This window comes from Vagococcus intermedius (genome assembly GCF_029144185.1).
GTDB classification, from domain to species: domain Bacteria; phylum Bacillota; class Bacilli; order Lactobacillales; family Vagococcaceae; genus Vagococcus_D; species Vagococcus_D intermedius.
In genome coordinates, this window is record NZ_CP110232.1 from 873,916 (window position 1) to 891,423 (window position 17,508).

Below are 17,508 nucleotides of genomic sequence, written 5' to 3' on the forward strand. Positions count from 1 at the left end.
GTAGGCTTATAGTCTAAAATAAAAAATCCTGAAAAGAGGCTTAAAATATGGCTGAGATATATGATGTCATCATCATTGGCGGCGGCCCTGCAGGTTTAACAGCTGCCTTGTACAATGCACGAGCTAGGTTAAAGACCTTAGTATTAGAAAAAACAAAATTAGGTGGACAAATTGCTTTAACACATGAAATTGCTAATTTCCCAGGTGCAGTAAAAGGAGCAGGGGAAGAGCCATCAGGTGCTGAGCTGATTGCACGTATGACAGAGCAAGCACAACGTTTTGGTGCTGAAATTATTATTGGCAAAGAAGTGACTGATTTGTTGTTAGAAGGAAGTTTGAAACGTGTGAGTTGTTCAGACGGTACAATATTTCAAACAAGAAGCATTATTTGTGCTAACGGGGCAGTACCAAGAGAAATTGGTTGTCCAGGTGAAATAGAATTTAAAGGTAAGGGTGTTTCTTATTGTGCCACCTGTGATGGTGCTTTTTTTGAAGAGTTGGAAGTTTACGTCGTTGGCGGAGGTAATTCAGCTGTAGAAGAAGCCTTATTTTTAACTAGTTTCGCTAGAAAAGTGACACTCATTCAAAATTTAGATAAATTAACCGCTTCGGCGATTGCAATCGAACAAGCAAAAGCAAATGATAAAATACATTACATGTACCATACCGTAGTAGAGGCAATAAGTGGCGATGGTCTAGTGGAAGCTATGACTCTTAGGAATACTGAAACAAATGAAACATTTGTAGTGGAAGCTGACGATGAAGATGGAACATTTGGTATTTTTGTTTTCATTGGCTATGTTCCAACGACCGCACTCTATGAAGGAATGCTCGATTTAACAGATCAAGGATATATTGTCACAAACGACTTATTAGAAACAAGTATTTCTGGAGTTTTTGTGGCAGGGGATATTCGACCGAAACTATTGAGACAAGTCATTACGGCAAGTGGAGATGGTGCTACTGCAGCATTTTCAGCACAACGTTATTTAGAGACAAATGAATTAAATTAATAATTATAAGGAGGAATCAGAATGTTAGAACTTACATTGGAGTTATTTGAAACAGAGGTTATTGATTCTGAAAAACCAGTACTAATTGATTGGTGGGGAGAGACTTGCGAGACTTGTATCGCCTTAATGCCGATGGTTGAAGAGATGTCTGAACGATATGGCGATAGATTAAAATTTACTAAATTTAATACTTCTCAAAAAGGAGTTCGCCGTTTTTGTATTAAACATAAAATTATGGGATTGCCGGTGATTACAATTTATCAAGCAGGTGAAAAAGTAGCAGAATTGACTAAAGAAGATATTACGAGAGATAGTTTAGAAGAGTTGATTAAAAAATATATCTAGTATTATTAGATAAAAGCTGTTAGTAATAGGGAAGGCTAGAGTTTATCTTCTAGCCTTTTATCTAATGAGGAGGAATATTCATGAATTATGCAACATTAAAAGGTGCGAGCTACGTTTTAGTTCATACACCGGATATGGTTGAAAAAAATGGGACAACTCAAACGACAGAGAAGATAGTTAATCCAGATAGTGATTATTTAAAGAATTTCAATACCCATTTAAGAAGTTATGATGATGTCATTAATTATGCTCCTAATCAAACTTATATTGGAAACTTACCTCCTAAAAATTTAAAAGAATTACCTCAGCCTTGGATTAATACGCCTTATAAAGGAACAAGATATGGTAAGTTAGGTGAAATTATGCCCCAACATGAATTTTATGGTGTGATGCAAATTTGTGATGTGTTCGAATTAGTTCATTTGGAAAAAGAATTTGCGAGTAATGTTAGAAATGCTTTAGCAACAGAAGGCCTCTTCTTAGATGATTTAGACAAAATCAAAGAAGGAGTTACTGTTATGTGGTTAGAAGAACAATTAAAAGAAAACCACGCAGAAGGCTTGTATTTAAATAGTAAATTAGTAGGCTGTGTTTTAAGGGCACACGAGATTGATCTTAATTTGACTGCACATACTATGCTAGAAAATTTGGTGGTAAAAGCTAGTGGAGTAATTGCTCTTCGTCATCTTATTAAAACTAAAGGGATTAATCCAGAAGATATTGATTATGTTATCGAATGTAGCGAAGAAGCTTGTGGTGATATGAATCAGCGAGGTGGAGGGAACTTTGCTAAGGCAATTGCTGAATCAGCCGGCTGTTTGAATGCAACGGGTTCTGATTTACGAGGATTTTGTGCAGCCCCGACGCATGCTTTAATTACGGCAGCGTCACATGTCAGTTCAGGTACGTTTAAAAATGTGGTTATTTTAGCAGGTGGAGCGACGGCTAAATTGGGAATGAACGGAAAATCACATATCGGTAAAGGCTTACCTATACTAGAAGATGTATTAGGTGCATTTGCTGTTTTAGTCGGCGAAAATGACGGCCTTCATCCGGTTTTACGCTCTGATTTGGTAGGTCGTCACACTGTTTCTAGTGGATCCAATCCACAAGCTGTTACTACAGCTTTGGTAGCTAGACCTTTAGATAAGGCTGGTTATACCGTTCATGATATAGATGCCTATTCGGTTGAAATGCAAAATCCTGATATTACGAAACCGGCGGGTGCAGGTGATGTTCCTGAAGCTAATCTAAAAATGATAGCTGCGATTGGGGTTTTAAGGAAAGAATTAGAAAAAAAAGAATTAATGAATTTTGTTAAAGAGAAATCATTGCCAGGCTGGGCACCGACACAGGGACATATTCCAAGTGGTGTTCCTTACTTAGGTTACGCTTTAGATGATTTAATGACAGGTGATAAGACACGAGCAATGATTGTTGGAAAAGGCTCTTTATTCTTGGGGAGAATGACCAATTTGTTTGATGGTGTATCCATAATTATTGAACGAAATGACGGTAAATTCATAGAGGATAATAGACCGGATATGAAAGAAGAAGTAAAATCAGTTGTAGCGGATACTTTACGTCAATTTGCAGAAAGTCTGACTAATAAATAGGGGAGGGCTTAACATGGCTGAATTAAATAAAGTAATTAAAGAAGTATTGTTAGACTTAGCAGATTATGTTGAAATAGGACAGGCAGAACCCAAAGTCAGAATTGGGTTAACAATTGATGGAAGTGAATTAGGTTTAGCTAATATGCATCAAGCTGTCATAATGGCTTCACGTCAAACCAATTTTGATATTGTCGTGATAGGTTCAAAAGTAGATTGGCCAGAAGCTGAAACAATTGCTACTGATACCGAGCAGGCGACGTATGACAAAATGGAAGAATTGTTAGATAATGGTTATTTGTCGGCGTGCATCACCTTACACTATAATTTTCCCATTGGAGTAGCTACGGTTGGACGTATTGTCACACCAGCTTACGGTAAAGAGATGATTATAGCGACAACGACTGGTACGACTAGTACTAATCGGACTGAGGCTATGATTTTAAATACAATTAATGGTATTTCTGTCGCTAAAAGCTTAGGCATTAGGAAACCGACGGTTGGAGTGTTAAATATAGAAGGTGCTCGAGCTGTTGAACGAAGTTTACGTGAGATGACAGATCAAGGATATGCTATTAATTTTGGTCAAAGTGATCGTAGTGATGGCGGCAGTGTAATGCGTGGGAATGACATGTTAACAGGAACTGTAGACGTGATGGTATGTGATAGCCTGACAGGAAATTTAATCATGAAGTTAATGTCTGCTAACACTAGTGGAGGGAAATTTGAGACAACTGGTTATGGTTATGGCCCAGGTGTAGGATCTAATCATAATAGAAACATTTTGATTATTTCACGGGCTAGTGGCGCACCAGTTATTGCCAATGCTATGGCATATGCCTACCAGTTAGTCAAAGGAGATTTAATTAAATGTGTAGCTGCTGAATATAGGGCAGCTAACCAAGCCGGTTTAAAAAAAATTGTTGATAGCTTATCTGACAATAATGAACCTACCCAAGCTGAGGTTCTGGTACCGTCCAAAGAGATTGTCACATTTGAAATTACAGGCATTGATGTGATTGAACTGGAAGATGCCGTTCGTATTTTATGGGAAAATAACATTTATGCAGAAAGTGGTATGGGCTGTACAGGACCAGTTATTTTGCTTAATGAAAGTAATATAGTTAGAGCGACAGAATATTTAAGACAAGCTAATTTTATTAAATAGCATCATAAAAAACTACAAATTAAATTTTGTGGTTTTTTTATAGTGCTATTTAAAGTTTTTTTTATGCAAAATATGCTAGAGTATAAGTGGACATCATCTTTACATAAAGGAGTATTTATTATTATGGCTACCTCTCTAGATACTAAAAATAAAATAATTAAGACATTTGGGCAGTTGGCAACAGAACAAAAGGTTGAAAAAATAAATATAAAAGAAATAACAGAATTTTGTGAGTGCAATCGTCAAACATTTTATTATCATTTTTCTTGTAAAAGTGATCTTTTAAGTTATTTTTTTCAAATTGAAACCTTTGGGTGTCTATCTAAAACTCAGATTACCCAAGAGAATTGGATTGGCATAGTATCAGAATTTTTATTGAAAATTTCAACTAACAAAGAGATGTATTATAATATATTAAATTTTGATAGAGAAGTGTTTCAGAAGAATTTCTATGAAGCTTTTAAATCATTTTTCACTAAATATTTTAGTGGGAACAGAACTGCCTATAATAATGAGATATCTTATGCTGAATTTTTATCTTATGGTTTTTGTGGTATTGTGATGGATTGGATTTTAACTAAATGTAAGGAATCGTTAGAATTGATGATTGTAAACGTTGTAAGTTTAGTTAGAAGTATTGAAATAAAATAGATAAATCAACTTACACACTTGCTTAACATATAAGCTAAGCGGTGTTTTTTTATTTTAAATACAAAAACACACCAAAATGCATTTTTGGTGTAAACGAAATATATATGCATATGGATTGTTGTAGATTGATAAACAACTATTAAACCATTATTGTCTTTATAGATGTTATTTATTTATAAAAATATTTTAATTCATAGGTTTAGTTTTTTAAACGAGTTAAAATAGGAAGGTATAAACTTTTTATTTATAAATATAAGTAAAGTAAAAGAATTAAGTCTCTAATAGTGTTTTTTATGAAAATATCGTCTATTGTCTTTTTGTAATAAAATAAACAAAAACACATTTTTATTTATTTTATTAAACTTTTTTTTATGTAAAATAAGGTAACCTTCAAAAAGAGGGGGGCTATTTATATGTTATAGATAGTTCATTTACATAGGAGGAAAACATGAAAAGAATAGATTATACAAAACGAATGGCTGAAAAATCAAGCCATAAAACAAAGGCAAAAAATTTAGTATTAACCACAGCAATTTTAGGTAGCATGGGAATAAGCGCAACACAAAATTTTACATCCACACAAGCAGCTGAGGTAAGGGTGACAGATCAAGAAGCTTTGAATCAATTAACTGATGGTATGTCAACTTATTCAGATGGACGTTTAACTAATACTATTTCTGGTATTGATGAAAATGGTGGGAATATTATTGTTAGCACTAAAACAGAATTAAAAAAATGGAATTCTTCTATTAGTGGTGTAATACTTTTTGGAGATACTGTTTATGGAAAATTAACTATTCCACAAAAAATTGTTGAAGCAGTTAATGCAACAACAAATAATAATTTTTTACAGTATGTGTCTGTAGAAGTTACATATCCTAGTGGTAATGTAGCCTCAGTACCTGCAAAAAGTTTAAAAATGGTTGGAAAGACTAACTGGTTAGGTCAAGCGACAGGATTTAAAGATACAATTAGATTTAAATATCCTAAAGATTTCAAAGCAAGTCAAGGAGATTCTTTTTCAGCACGCATTACAATTAATTTAGACGAGTGGCATGGTGATTCAACAACCAAACTTGTTGAACGGGAAGATATTTTTTCATTTGCGTATAAGGCAGATGCTAATAGTAAAGGTTTACTGTATAGTTCGCCTAAAGGTAAGTATAGTTTAAGTGGCGAAACATTTTTAGAAGATAGTTGGGTTGAAAATAAAGTCGAAAAGACAACTATTAAAAGTGATGATCCTGAAGGTAAAATTGTTATTGGAAATGGACTGCAAGATTTTAAAAATGAACATAAAACTGAATATGTGGTAGAACTATATATTAATGATGAATATTTTAAAGATGTAGAAATGGACGAAAGTGGTGACTGGAAGTATAACTTTGGTGATGGCGTTAAAGATGGTGATGTCATCAAAGCGATAGTTCGTGGTGATGAAACTGAAATTAACGTCAACGGTGATAAAACGACAAAATATTCAAAAGCAAGTTATTATACAGTAGGTGAATCTATAAGTTTTGAAGATTGGGAAGTATTTGAACCAGTTATTGATGAAGCGCTAGATGGGGATGCTCAGATTACTGGTTCAACACCAATGCAAAATTTACAAGCAGATAGAAGTTATGAATTAAAAGTATCTGTCAATGGTGAAGAAATTTATACACAAGGCTTAGATGGTGGACCTGAAAAATGGTTTATTAACTTATCAGATACATTAGATGTAAATGATGAAATCACAGCTGTTATTACCGGTTCGGAAGATGTAACTAAACAAGAAAAAAATGAACCGTTAAAGATTAAAACAAAAACAAGTAGTCGAGCAATTGAAATTGTTAAACCGCTAGATGATGGTGATGGTGATTATAAAAATTGGGAAGTCATAGCTCCTAATATTGATCAAGGTGTTAAAGGCGATACTAAGGTAACTGTAACGGTTCCGAGACAAAGTAAATTGAATGACCGAACATATGAAACGACAGTATATTTACCCGAACAAGATGGAAAAGGCAAATTAGAAATTGGAAAATTTGAAACAGGTCCTGAAGGCGGAACTAAAGTATTTGATATTTCAAATATCCATCCCCTTGCAGTAGGTGAAAAAGTTGAAGCTTTTACAACTGGTTTCCAGGAATCAGAAAAACAAGGACAAGATGAAAAAGAATCAGAAATTACGGTAATGACAGTCGTAGATGAAGACTGGGAAATAGTAGACCCATCATTTGATGAAGTTAAGGCAGGCGATAAAGGAATAACTGTAACGATTCCAGAAGAACCCACTAATAATGAACAAGAATATGAATTAGAAATCAAAGTTAATGGTGAAATTATTGCTACTGTTCCAGTGAAGCCTGGTGAAGAACAATATATAGACCTATCTGAATATTTACCAAAAGGGCTTAAAGAAAACCAACAGGTTTCTATTCAATTGCATGGTAAAGATAAAGATGGAACTAAACATGATAGTAAAGTGATTAAACAAGAAGTAGCTGGTGAGTCTGATTCAGATTCAGATAGTGATTCAGATAGTGATTCAGATAGTGATTCAGATTCAGATTCAGATTCAGATTCAGATTCAGATTCAGATTCAGATTCAGATTCAGATTCAGATTCAGATTCAGATTCAGATTCAGATTCAGATTCAGATTCAGATTCAGATTCAGATTCAGATTCAGATAGTGATTCAGATTCAGATAGTGATTCAGATTCAGATAGTGATTCAGATTCAGACTCAGACTCAGACTCAGATTCAGATTCAGATGGTGAACATGGAAACGGTGGAAACGGATCTAACGAAAACGGAGGAAAAGGTGCTAACGGATCTAAAGCTAATGGCGGAAAAGGTTCTAACCAAGGTAAATTACCACAAACTGGTGAAGAGTCTAACGGTGTTGCTTTAGGATTAGGTGCAGCTTTAGTTGCAGCTTCTGGTGCATTCGTGTTCTTCAGAAGAAAAAAATAATAGACGTTTTAGAGAGAGCTAAGTGATTAGCTCTCTCTATTTTTTATCGTAATGATAGCGTATACATGGTATGCTTGAGAAAATAGATTTAAATAGGGGGGATTTATTTGAAAAAGCGATTTCGAGAAGAAGGATTCATCTTATCTGGTGAGACTGGAGAATTTAATGCGATAACAGATGTTGAAGGGGTAGAGGTTGGGTTTGAAACTATCCTAATGGGTAGCCAAAGTGACTATAAAGGGGATTTTTCTGATTTTGCTAGGACAGGAGTAACTGTTATACTTCCTAGGGGAAAAAAACGAAGTGTTGTTTTTGCTGGTAGACATGATTTAAATGGAAATGGTGAAATGACAGGTTCGCACTGGATTGATGATTCAGGATTCTTACATGGTGGGATAGGTATAACCAATACTCATAGCGTTGGAATTGTTCGAGATACACTGGCCAAGTGGATGGTAACAAATAAGTTTTATTATCCACTTATATCAAATGGGCAGGAAATTAAAAATTGTAGTTTTTTTTATCCTGTTGTGGGTGAAACCTGGGATGGTATGTTAAATGACATTAATGGATTTCATGTCAAAGAAGAACATGTAATGAAAGCAATATCTTGTGCTAAAGGTGGAATGGTATCAGAAGGTAATGTTGGCGGTGGTACCGGTATGAAATGTCATGGTTTTAAAGGAGGAACAGGGACGTCATCTAGAGTAGTTAAAATTGAGGGGAAAGCCTTTACTGTTGGGGCTCTAGTCCAAGCAAATCATGGATCAAGAGAAAAATTTAAAGTTTATGGCGTTCCAATTGGAAAACGAATTGAAGGGTATCAAGCTTCTGTAGAGTCCCCCGCGCCAAAGCCCGGTTCTGGATCTATTATTGTTGTTTTAGCAACGGATGCGCCTTTAACACCTATTCAATTAACTAAGCTATGTAAGCGTGTATCTATTGGTATAGGCAATTTAGGAGGGGGTTGTGAAAATGGATCAGGTGATATTTTTTTAGCCTTCTCAACCGCAAATGAAGAGGCCTACACGACAAGTTTAAGTAGCATGGTGGTATTGGGTGATGATTGTCTTGATTCGTTGTACACAGCAGTGGTTGAAACAGTTGAAGAATCTATTTTAAATGCCTTGTTTGCAGCAGAAAGTATGGTAGGTCGTAATAGAAATAAGTATCATGCTATTCCCCATGATCTTGTTAAGAAGTTAATTAGACAATATCGACCAGACTGTTTGAGTAAGTAGCTCATTGCTTCTTATATAGCGGACTTTTTTATATATATTCTGAGTTTTATGGTACTATTTAATGGGAGTCTTATCAAAGATTGCTAGTATTATTTTATAAAGTATGCTAGAATTTATAAGATAGTAATATGGATATATCAGGGGAGGTTTCAACACGTGTATAATATTTTATTAGGAGCTATGATTGTTCTATCAATTTTAATCATTATTGCTGTTATGATGCAGCCTAGTAAACAAAATAGTGCAGCTAGTGCTTTTACAGGAGGCGCGGACCAATTATTTGGTAAACAAAAAGCGCGTGGGTTTGAAGCTTTTATGCAAAAGGCAACAACTGTTTTAGGTGTGTCTTGGGTAGCAATCGCTTTAGTTTTAGCCTATTTATCATCTAAGTAAAAAATAAAAGCCTCCTGTTTTGAACAGGAGGCTTTTTTAGGTACAATAGAGGTAGAGTTCTAATTAAATAACAAGATATTGGAGTGGTTGGATAATGAAGAAGAAAATGTTACTACCGAAAACGACATATTTTGAAGGGGGTCCAAGAGGAATTATCCTCTTACACGCTTACACAGGAAGTCCAAATGACGTAAGATCATTAGGTCGTTATTTAAATAATGAAGGATACTCTGTCCTTTTACCATTATTTTCCGGTCATGGTACGATGCGCCCAGAAGATATTTTAGAGGAAGGGCCAGATTCATGGTTAAAAGATTTGGAAGATAGTATTAACTGGATGAAAGAGCAAGGATTCGAACAGGTAGCAATTATGGGCTTATCAATGGGCGGAATGTTTGCAATGAAAGGGATCATTTCTTATCCAGATTATGTTATAGGTGGTGGACCGATGTGTACTCCTTTAAATCCAGGAGCAAGTACAAATATAATTCCCACATTTTTAGACTATGCACAGTTTGTGATGAAAAAAGATGGGGCAACGGAGTCTGAGATTGTAAGACGCCTGCCAAGTGTAAAAGAAAAGCAAATAGCACAATTGAGTGAGTTGAATAGTTTTATCAATGAAATATTTGATAACTTACCTCATGTAACCCAACAAATATTACTGGTTCAAGCTGGGAAAGACCAGATGATGAATCCCGATGATGTTTATGTTGTGGAAGAGCAATTAAAACAATCGGAATCAGAAGTGAAGTGGTATCCAGAAAGTGGACACGTTATCACTGTTGGTCCAGAAAAAAAACAATTGCAAGAAGATATTTTAGTGTATTTAAATAATTTGAAATGGTGCCACTAGTTATTAATTATTAATAATGAGGTAGGTGGTACAAAAAGGAGATAAAATGAAAGAAACAATAAAAGATAAAATTATTCTTTTTTTGGAAACTAACTCTAAAAAAAGTTTTTCAGTAGAAGAGATTAGTGACGGATTAGGTTTTAATAAAGGTGAGGATTTTAAATTAATTGTTCATACAATTGCAAGTATGGAGAGAGAAAAAAGCATCATTTTTACTAAAAAAGGCAAGGTTAAATTACCGATGAAAGAGGTATTAATTGAAGGAACTTTTCGAGCAAATGAACGCGGATTTGGTTTTGTAACAGTCGAAGGGGAAGAAAGTGACATTTATGTTGCTAAAGAACATACCGGTTACGCTCTAAATGGAGATACAGTTGCTTTAGATATTATTCAACCAGCTAATCATTTAGAAGGAAAGACAGCGGAAGGAAAAATCAAAGAAATTATCCAAAGAGCCATGACTCAAGTTGTCGGTGAATTTGTGGCATACAATGAAGATGAGCGTCAAGAATCTGATTTATATGGCTATGTTATTCCAAAAGATAAAAAAATGAGTAATTATAAAATATTTATCCCAGCTGAGGGTGTTCAACCTGTTGATGGCATGATATGCGTGGTTGAAGTGACGCATTATCCAGAACCTGGTTTTCCTACTGCTTTGGAAGGCTTGATTAAACAAACTGTTGGTCATAAAAATGATCCTGGTATGGATATTTTGAGTATTGTGATGCAACATGGTATTCCTACTAAGTTCCCTGATGAGGTCTTGTCTCATGCAGACGAAGTACCTGATACTATTTCAGAAGAAGATTTAGAAGGACGGGTGGATCGCCGAAATCAATTATTAGTGACGATTGACGGTGCGGATGCAAAAGATTTAGATGATGCCGTCACTGTCAGAAAACTAGATAATGGTCATTACTTTTTGGGAGTACATATCGCTGATGTATCTCACTATGTGACAGAAGGTAGTCCAATGGACATAGAGGCCGCAGACAGAGCAACGAGTGTCTATTTAACTGATCGCGTTATCCCTATGATTCCCCATCGTTTATCGAATGGGATTTGTTCATTAAATCCACAAGTTCCACGTTTAGCGATGAGTTGCGAAATGGAAATAAATCAATCTGGACATGTTGTCAGTCATGATATTTTTCAAAGTGTTATTCAAACTAAAGAACGTATGACCTATACAGCAGTCAATCAAATTCTTGAAGATGAAGATGCTGAAACTTTAGCAAAATATGAAGCCTTAGTTCCGATGTTTAAAGAAATGGGTGAACTACATAAAATTTTAGAAGGAATGCGCATTGAACGTGGTGCTATTTCTTTTGAAGATCGTGAAGCTAAAATCTTGGTAGATGAAATGGGTCATCCTGAAGGAATCGAATTGCGTGAAAGAGGGTTAGGTGAACGTTTAATTGAATCATTTATGCTAATGGCAAATGAAACAGTTGCAAAACATTTTTATGATCAAAAACTACCGTTTATTTATCGGATTCACGAGCAACCAAAAGAAGAAAAAATTCAACGTTTCTTTGAGTTTGCAACTAATTTTGGTATTTTAGTTAAAGGAACAAAAGAAGAGATTTCTCCAAAAGAACTTCAGAAGGCTTTAAATCAAGTCAAAGATCAACCTGAGGAAGCAGTTATAAACAAAATGTTGCTTCGAAGTATGCAGCAAGCTCGTTATAGTGAAGACCCAGTTGGACATTTTGGTTTAGCTGCCGAGGATTATACTCACTTCACTTCACCTATTCGTCGGTATCCTGATTTAATGGTTCATCGTTTGATTAAATCTTATTTAACCCAACCAGTAGCTGAAGAAACAAAAGCTAAGTGGTCGGAACTACTTCCTGAAGTTGCTATTCATAGTTCTCAAATGGAGCGTCGAGCTGTTGAGGCGGAGAGAGATACCGATGCTATGAAGAAAGCAGAATATATGATGGATAAAGTTGGAATGGAATTTCCAGGTGTGATTGGTTCGGTGACTAAATTTGGTATGTTTATCGAGTTGCCTAATACAGTTGAAGGTTTGATACATATTAGTAAGTTACCTGAATATTTCCACTTTGTCGAAAGTCATTTAGCTTTAGTTGGTGAAAGAACTGGGACAACGTATCGAATTGGCCAAAAAGTAGTCATTAAAGTAACAAAAGCAGATCCAGAAACAAAAGAGATTGACTTTGAGTTGGTTTCTGTTGAAGAGGTTACAGACCAAGAAAAAATCACACTGCCAAAACAGGCCGGCAGACCACGTCGAAGTGGGAGACGTAACAATACGTCTAAACCAGATACCGATAAATTGAAAGTAAAATTAAATACAAAACCAAAAGGTGCTAAAAAAAGTTCAGGCACGCAAGGAAATAAAAAAGGTAAAAAACCTTTCTATAAAGAAGTAGCAAAGAAAAATAAAAGTAACCGTAAGAAAAAAAAGATTAAATAGTTGGAGGCGGTCATATGCCAAAAGGCGAAGGTAAATTAATTGCTCAAAATAGAAAAGCACGTCATGATTTTGCTGTTTTAGATACGATAGAAGCAGGTATGGTGTTACAAGGGACTGAAATCAAAGCAATTCGGGCTGGTCGAATGAATTTAAAAGATGGGTTTGCCAAGGTACGAAATGGTGAAGTTTTTTTACATAATGTTCATATAAGTCCTTATGAGCAAGGAAATTTATTCAATCATGAACCTCTGAGAACCAGAAAATTATTGATGAGAAAAAAACAAATAGATAGACTAGTAGGAGAAACTAAAAATGCAGGGATAACCCTTGTTCCATTAAAAGTCTATATTAAAAATGGTTACGCTAAAGTTTTAATAGGGATTGCTAAAGGTAAAAAGTCTTATGATAAACGAGAAGATTTAAAACGTCGTGACATTAATCGGGAGATTGAACGAACACTGAAAAATCGTTAAAGTTAATATTGTGTGAAAAAAAGTAAAAGTTACCTATACGATTTTTTATATTTACATATAGGTAGCTTTTTTATATAGGTCCATTAATTAATAAAACCCTTATTTTTCTAGGAAAAAAACGTTTTTTATAAGTTATTTTTCAACAAAAGAGTCAAAAGGGCTAAAACTGACGAATTATTTCACATAATTCTTTAAAAAAAGATAAAACTTTGTTACGATAGAGGCGGACATAGGTAATAATGTGAGAGAAGCATGAAAATAGCATCAATAATATATTCTAGGAAGATGGCAATTACTAGCATTTTAACTTATGAATGTGAGAAAAATACTTAACTTATATGGTAAAACAAAAAAAAAAAAGGTTTTATCTATATTTTCATGAAAAAACTTTGTATTTTTCTAACAATGGTGGTATTATAATCATTGTTAAACAGCAATAAGTAATAGATTGATAAGTTAAAACTTATAGTTGCTTGCTCAATTATTATTTTTGTTGTGACGAAATCTTCTCTTTGGAAAAGAGGTGAAGTAATATGAAGGAAGCATCCTGGATTGTTAATATTGCAGGTTTTGATTTTGATGTAACAGTATGTTCTATGGTTTTATTGACTTGCATAATCATCTTTGGTTTTGTGATGTACTGTTCTAGAAATCTTCAACTGAAACCAACAGGGAAACAGAATTTGCTAGAAATGGTAATTGATTTTGTTAGAAATATTTTAGCAAGTAATTTACCAAGTAAAGAAGTTAATAATTATCATTTATTGGCCTTTACATCTTTTCTATTTGTTCTCGTTTCTAATATTCTGGGATTAGTGACAAAAATCGGTATTCATAACACTCAGGGAGAAGAAATCAGTTTGTGGAAAAGTCCAACAGCCGATCCGTTAGTGACATTAACGTTGGCAACAATGATTATTTTGTTAACTAACTATTTCGGTGCCAAAAAATTTGGTTTTAAAGGCTATATCGATAACAGCTTTTTCAAACCAGTTAAATTTTTAATGCCAGTCAAATTGATGGAAGAGTTTACTAACGTCTTAACGTTAGGTTTGCGTCTGTATGGTAACATTTATGCAGGTGAGGTACTATTAACTCTTATCGCTAATACTGGCGCTAGCAAAGGGCTAGTGACATTCATTCCGATGATTCCACTGGAAATGATCTGGATTGGATTCTCAATCTTTATCGGCGGTATCCAAGCTTACGTGTTTGTCACGTTATCAATGGTTTACTTGTCTCACAAAATCGCAGAAGAGCACTAATTTAAGTAATGAGTCAACAAATTAAAAACTAAAAAAAGTAAAAACAATAATCATCAAGATTATTTAGGAGGAAATATAATATGAATTTCATCGCAGCATCAATCGCAGTATTCGGATCAGCCATCGCAGCTTCTTATGGTAATGGTAAAGTAATTTCTAAAACAATCGAATGTATGGCACGCCAACCAGAAATGTCAAGTGAATTAAAAGGAACAATGTTTATCGGTGTTGGTTTGATCGAGGCCGTGCCAATTCTAGGTGTGGTTATCGCTTTATTATTAATTTTCTTATAAAATAAAACACGAAGGCAGGACGCCGAAAGCATCGGACAACCGTCTCTGCTTTCTTTCTATTACAATGAAATGCTAATTAGGGCAATGTGCGTGTTATAAGAAGATCTAAAAACTAAGCACAGCTCAATCGGTATAAATGGGAGAGGAAGTGCGAGCGATTATGATTAACAGTTTAGTTATTGGGAATGTACCAACAACTACGTTTACGACTATGGCTTTTGTCAGTTTGTCATTCATCATTCTACTATTTTTGATTAAGAAGTTTGCCTGGGAAGCAATTAGCAACATGCTTGAAGAACGTGCAAATAAAATTGCAAGTGATTTAGATGGTGCTGAACAAGCAAAATTAGAAGCAGATGCTTTGGTTCAAAAAACTGAAGATGAGCTAACAAATGCCAGATCAGAAGCTGCAGCAATTATCAAAAGAGCTAAAGAAAATGCTGAAAACAGTGCTAATAGTATTGTTTCAGATGCAAAAAAAGAAGCGCAAAATTATCGCGAGAAAGCACAACGTGATATGACTCTTGAAAGAGAGCAAATCATCGAGTCAGCTCGTCGTGAAGTTGCCGATTTATCTATTCAAATAGCCACTAAAGTATTGAAAAAAGAATTAAATAAAGATGTTCATGATGATTTAATTAATTCTTATATTGAAGGGCTGGGAACGCAAAATGAAGACTGAAAATTTAACGATTGACAGACGATATGGACGAGTTCTATACGAAACAGCTAAAGAAGAAAAACATTTAGATGAAACGTATCAAGAATTAGTTGTTTTGCGTGACGTGTATGAAGATGTTCCAGAACTTGGTCAGATTCTAAGTGATGATCGCTTGGAACCTTTTGAAAAAGTTGAAATCTTACATGATTTAGATAAAGATTTTAGCGAGACGGTATCAAAATTTTTACGTGTCATTTATGAATATGGCCGTATGCAAGAGATTCCTCAAATTATTGAAGAATTTGAATTTTTATACTATGAAAATAAAGGTATTCTATTAGCCGATGTCACATCTGCTATTGAATTATCAGACAAACAAGATGAAAAATTAAAAGAAAAAATTGCAAAGAGCTTTGATTATGAAACAGTAATTTTACGTAAGAAAGTAGATCCTAATATTTTAGGTGGCTTGGTTATCACAGCGGCTCATAAAGTCATAGATAACAGTGTACGAACTCAATTAGCTTCAATGCACAAAGAGCTCCTTAAGTAAGGTAAAAGAGAAAAAAGAGGTGAAAATGAATGAGCATTAAAGCAAAAGAAATTAGTTCGCTCATTAAACAACAAATCGCCAATTATGCCGATGCTTTAGTCGTGGACGAGGTCGGTGTTGTAACTTACGTTGGTGATGGTATCGCGCGTGCTTATGGCTTGGAAAACGCTATGAGTGGTGAATTATTAGAATTTTCAAATGGTTCATTCGGAATGGCTCAAAACCTTGAATCCAACGATGTTGGGATTATCATTCTTGGGGATTTTGAAACTATCCGTGAAGGTGACAAAGTTAAACGTACAGGTAAAATCATGGATGTTCCAGTTGGGGAAGCCTTAATTGGACGTGTCATTAATCCATTAGGACACCCAGTTGATGGTTTAGGGGACATTAAAACTACTAAAACTCGTCCCATTGAAGCTGCAGCACCTGGTGTTATGCAACGTCAATCAGTTGGCGAACCATTACAAACTGGTTTAAAAGCAATTGATGCTTTAGTCCCAATTGGTCGTGGACAACGTGAATTAGTTATCGGTGATCGTAAGACAGGTAAAACGTCTATCGCAATTGATACTATTATTAACCAAAAAGATCAAGATATGATTTGTATTTATGTTGCAATTGGTCAAAAAGAATCAACTGTTCGTACCCAAGTTGAAACATTAAAACGTTATGGTGCAATGGACTATACGATTGTTGTTACAGCTAGTGCGTCTCAACCAGCGCCGTTGTTATATATCGCACCATATGCTGGTGCAGCGATTGGTGAAGAATTCATGTACAATGGTAAACATGTTTTAGTAGTTTATGACGACTTATCAAAACAAGCAGCAGCTTACCGTGAGTTATCATTACTATTAAGACGTCCGCCAGGTCGTGAAGCATATCCAGGGGATGTCTTCTACTTGCATTCACGTTTATTAGAACGTGCAGCTAAGTTAAGTGACGATTTAGGTGGTGGTTCTATGACTGCTTTACCATTCGTTGAAACACAAGCAGGAGATATCTCTGCTTATATCCCAACAAACGTTATTTCAATCACTGATGGACAAATTTTCTTACAAGATAATTTATTCCATTCAGGTGTCCGCCCAGCCGTAGATGCTGGATTGTCAGTATCACGTGTTGGTGGTTCTGCACAAATTAAAGCAATGAAACAAGTTGCCGGAACATTACGTCTTGATTTAGCAAGTTTCCGTGAATTAGAAGCCTTCACTCAGTTTGGTTCTGATTTAGATGCTGCTACTCAAGCAAAATTAAATCGTGGTCGTCGTACTGTCGAAATCTTAAAACAAGATTTACATAAACCATTAGCTGTGGAAAAACAAGTAACGATTCTTTATGCGCTGACTCATGGTTTCTTAGATAGTATTCCAGTTGATGATATTTTACGTTTTGAAAGTGAGTTATTTGACTATATCGATGATAATCATCCAGAGTTATTTGCTCACATTCGTGACACTAAAAATCTTCCTGAGACAGCACCATTTGATGCTGCAATCAATGAATACAAAGAAATCTTTAGTGCATCAAGCAAAGTAACTAGCGAGAGCACAGCTAACGCATAAAAGGATG

General features: G+C 35.0%; 16 protein-coding genes. All 16 read left to right on the plus strand.

All coding sequences use genetic code 11. The annotated features are described in order from the left end of the window. The first annotated feature begins 47 nt into the window (after window positions 1-47). The 16 genes from OL234_RS04040 to atpA all read left to right on the plus strand — a co-directional run bounded on the left by OL234_RS04040 (window position 48) and on the right by atpA (window position 17,501). A complete protein-coding gene (locus tag OL234_RS04040) occupies window positions 48-1,013 on the plus strand; it encodes an NAD(P)/FAD-dependent oxidoreductase (protein WP_275469877.1) in 966 nt (321 codons plus the stop codon). A gap of 21 nt (window positions 1,014-1,034) precedes the next feature. Continuing rightward, window positions 1,035-1,358, plus strand: a complete 324-nt coding sequence (trxA, locus tag OL234_RS04045; RefSeq protein ID WP_275469878.1) for a thioredoxin TrxA — start codon at window positions 1,035-1,037, stop codon at window positions 1,356-1,358. 80 nt (window positions 1,359-1,438) lie between these two features. Next, window positions 1,439-2,974 carry a glycine/sarcosine/betaine reductase complex component C subunit beta gene (gene grdC / locus OL234_RS04050; protein WP_275469879.1) on the plus strand — a complete coding sequence of 512 codons (1,536 nt, stop codon included), beginning with the start codon at window positions 1,439-1,441 and terminating at the stop codon, window positions 2,972-2,974. A 13-nt stretch (window positions 2,975-2,987) separates the two neighbouring features. After that, window positions 2,988-4,139: a glycine/sarcosine/betaine reductase complex component C subunit alpha gene (gene grdD / locus OL234_RS04055; RefSeq protein WP_275469880.1), complete on the plus strand. Its 1,152-nt coding sequence runs from the start codon at window positions 2,988-2,990 to the stop codon at window positions 4,137-4,139. 123 nt (window positions 4,140-4,262) lie between these two features. Further along, window positions 4,263-4,790 carry a TetR/AcrR family transcriptional regulator C-terminal domain-containing protein gene (locus OL234_RS04060; RefSeq protein WP_275469881.1) on the plus strand — a complete coding sequence of 176 codons (528 nt, stop codon included), beginning with the start codon at window positions 4,263-4,265 and terminating at the stop codon, window positions 4,788-4,790. A 448-nt stretch (window positions 4,791-5,238) separates the two neighbouring features. Then, complete coding sequence (locus OL234_RS04065) at window positions 5,239-7,752, plus strand: LPXTG cell wall anchor domain-containing protein (RefSeq protein ID WP_275469882.1); 2,514 nt, start codon at window positions 5,239-5,241, stop codon at window positions 7,750-7,752. 107 nt (window positions 7,753-7,859) lie between these two features. After that, complete coding sequence (locus OL234_RS04070; RefSeq protein ID WP_275469883.1) at window positions 7,860-8,993, plus strand: DmpA family aminopeptidase; 1,134 nt, start codon at window positions 7,860-7,862, stop codon at window positions 8,991-8,993. A gap of 156 nt (window positions 8,994-9,149) precedes the next feature. Then, window positions 9,150-9,386, plus strand: coding sequence for a preprotein translocase subunit SecG (gene secG, locus OL234_RS04075; protein WP_275469884.1), 237 nt, complete (start codon window positions 9,150-9,152; stop codon window positions 9,384-9,386). 94 nt (window positions 9,387-9,480) lie between these two features. Next, window positions 9,481-10,242, plus strand: coding sequence for an alpha/beta hydrolase (locus OL234_RS04080; protein ID WP_275469885.1), 762 nt, complete (start codon window positions 9,481-9,483; stop codon window positions 10,240-10,242). Window positions 10,243-10,288: 46 nt separating this feature from the next. Further along, window positions 10,289-12,688: a ribonuclease R gene (rnr, locus tag OL234_RS04085; RefSeq protein ID WP_275469886.1), complete on the plus strand. Its 2,400-nt coding sequence runs from the start codon at window positions 10,289-10,291 to the stop codon at window positions 12,686-12,688. Window positions 12,689-12,702: 14 nt separating this feature from the next. After that, complete coding sequence (smpB, locus tag OL234_RS04090) at window positions 12,703-13,161, plus strand: SsrA-binding protein SmpB (protein ID WP_275469887.1); 459 nt, start codon at window positions 12,703-12,705, stop codon at window positions 13,159-13,161. Between the two features lie 533 nt (window positions 13,162-13,694). Next, on the plus strand, window positions 13,695-14,426 hold the full coding sequence (gene atpB, locus OL234_RS04095) for a F0F1 ATP synthase subunit A (protein ID WP_275469888.1): 732 nt from the start codon (window positions 13,695-13,697) through the stop codon (window positions 14,424-14,426). A gap of 80 nt (window positions 14,427-14,506) precedes the next feature. Next, a complete protein-coding gene (gene atpE / locus OL234_RS04100) occupies window positions 14,507-14,719 on the plus strand; it encodes a F0F1 ATP synthase subunit C (protein WP_275469889.1) in 213 nt (70 codons plus the stop codon). 160 nt (window positions 14,720-14,879) lie between these two features. Then, window positions 14,880-15,401, plus strand: coding sequence for a F0F1 ATP synthase subunit B (atpF, locus tag OL234_RS04105; protein ID WP_275469890.1), 522 nt, complete (start codon window positions 14,880-14,882; stop codon window positions 15,399-15,401). Further along, window positions 15,391-15,933: an ATP synthase F1 subunit delta gene (gene atpH / locus OL234_RS04110; RefSeq protein WP_275469891.1), complete on the plus strand. Its 543-nt coding sequence runs from the start codon at window positions 15,391-15,393 to the stop codon at window positions 15,931-15,933. The genes atpF and atpH overlap by 11 nt, the downstream gene beginning before the upstream one ends. A 29-nt stretch (window positions 15,934-15,962) precedes the next feature. Beyond that, the gene (atpA, locus tag OL234_RS04115) at window positions 15,963-17,501 is read left to right on the plus strand and encodes a F0F1 ATP synthase subunit alpha (RefSeq protein WP_275469892.1); all 1,539 of its coding nucleotides are present in this window, start codon (window positions 15,963-15,965) and stop codon (window positions 17,499-17,501) included. Window positions 17,502-17,508: the final 7 nt, after the last annotated feature.

Excerpts from the sequence above, each read along its gene's own strand:
- OL234_RS04060 (WP_275469881.1), top strand. The coding sequence starts at position 4,263 with ATGGCTACCTCTCTAGATACTAAAAATAAAATAATTAAGACATTTGGG.
- trxA (WP_275469878.1), top strand. The coding sequence starts at position 1,035 with ATGTTAGAACTTACATTGGAGTTATTTGAAACAGAGGTTATTGATTCT.
- OL234_RS04040 (WP_275469877.1), top strand. The coding sequence starts at position 48 with ATGGCTGAGATATATGATGTCATCATCATTGGCGGCGGCCCTGCAGGT.
- grdD (WP_275469880.1), top strand. The coding sequence starts at position 2,988 with ATGGCTGAATTAAATAAAGTAATTAAAGAAGTATTGTTAGACTTAGCA.
- grdC (WP_275469879.1), top strand. The coding sequence starts at position 1,439 with ATGAATTATGCAACATTAAAAGGTGCGAGCTACGTTTTAGTTCATACA.
- OL234_RS04065 (WP_275469882.1), top strand. The coding sequence starts at position 5,239 with ATGAAAAGAATAGATTATACAAAACGAATGGCTGAAAAATCAAGCCAT.
- atpB (WP_275469888.1), top strand. The coding sequence starts at position 13,695 with ATGAAGGAAGCATCCTGGATTGTTAATATTGCAGGTTTTGATTTTGAT.
- atpE (WP_275469889.1), top strand. The coding sequence starts at position 14,507 with ATGAATTTCATCGCAGCATCAATCGCAGTATTCGGATCAGCCATCGCA.
- atpF (WP_275469890.1), top strand. The coding sequence starts at position 14,880 with ATGATTAACAGTTTAGTTATTGGGAATGTACCAACAACTACGTTTACG.
- smpB (WP_275469887.1), top strand. The coding sequence starts at position 12,703 with ATGCCAAAAGGCGAAGGTAAATTAATTGCTCAAAATAGAAAAGCACGT.
- atpH (WP_275469891.1), top strand. The coding sequence starts at position 15,391 with ATGAAGACTGAAAATTTAACGATTGACAGACGATATGGACGAGTTCTA.
- atpA (WP_275469892.1), top strand. The coding sequence starts at position 15,963 with ATGAGCATTAAAGCAAAAGAAATTAGTTCGCTCATTAAACAACAAATC.
- OL234_RS04080 (WP_275469885.1), top strand. The coding sequence starts at position 9,481 with ATGAAGAAGAAAATGTTACTACCGAAAACGACATATTTTGAAGGGGGT.
- rnr (WP_275469886.1), top strand. The coding sequence starts at position 10,289 with ATGAAAGAAACAATAAAAGATAAAATTATTCTTTTTTTGGAAACTAAC.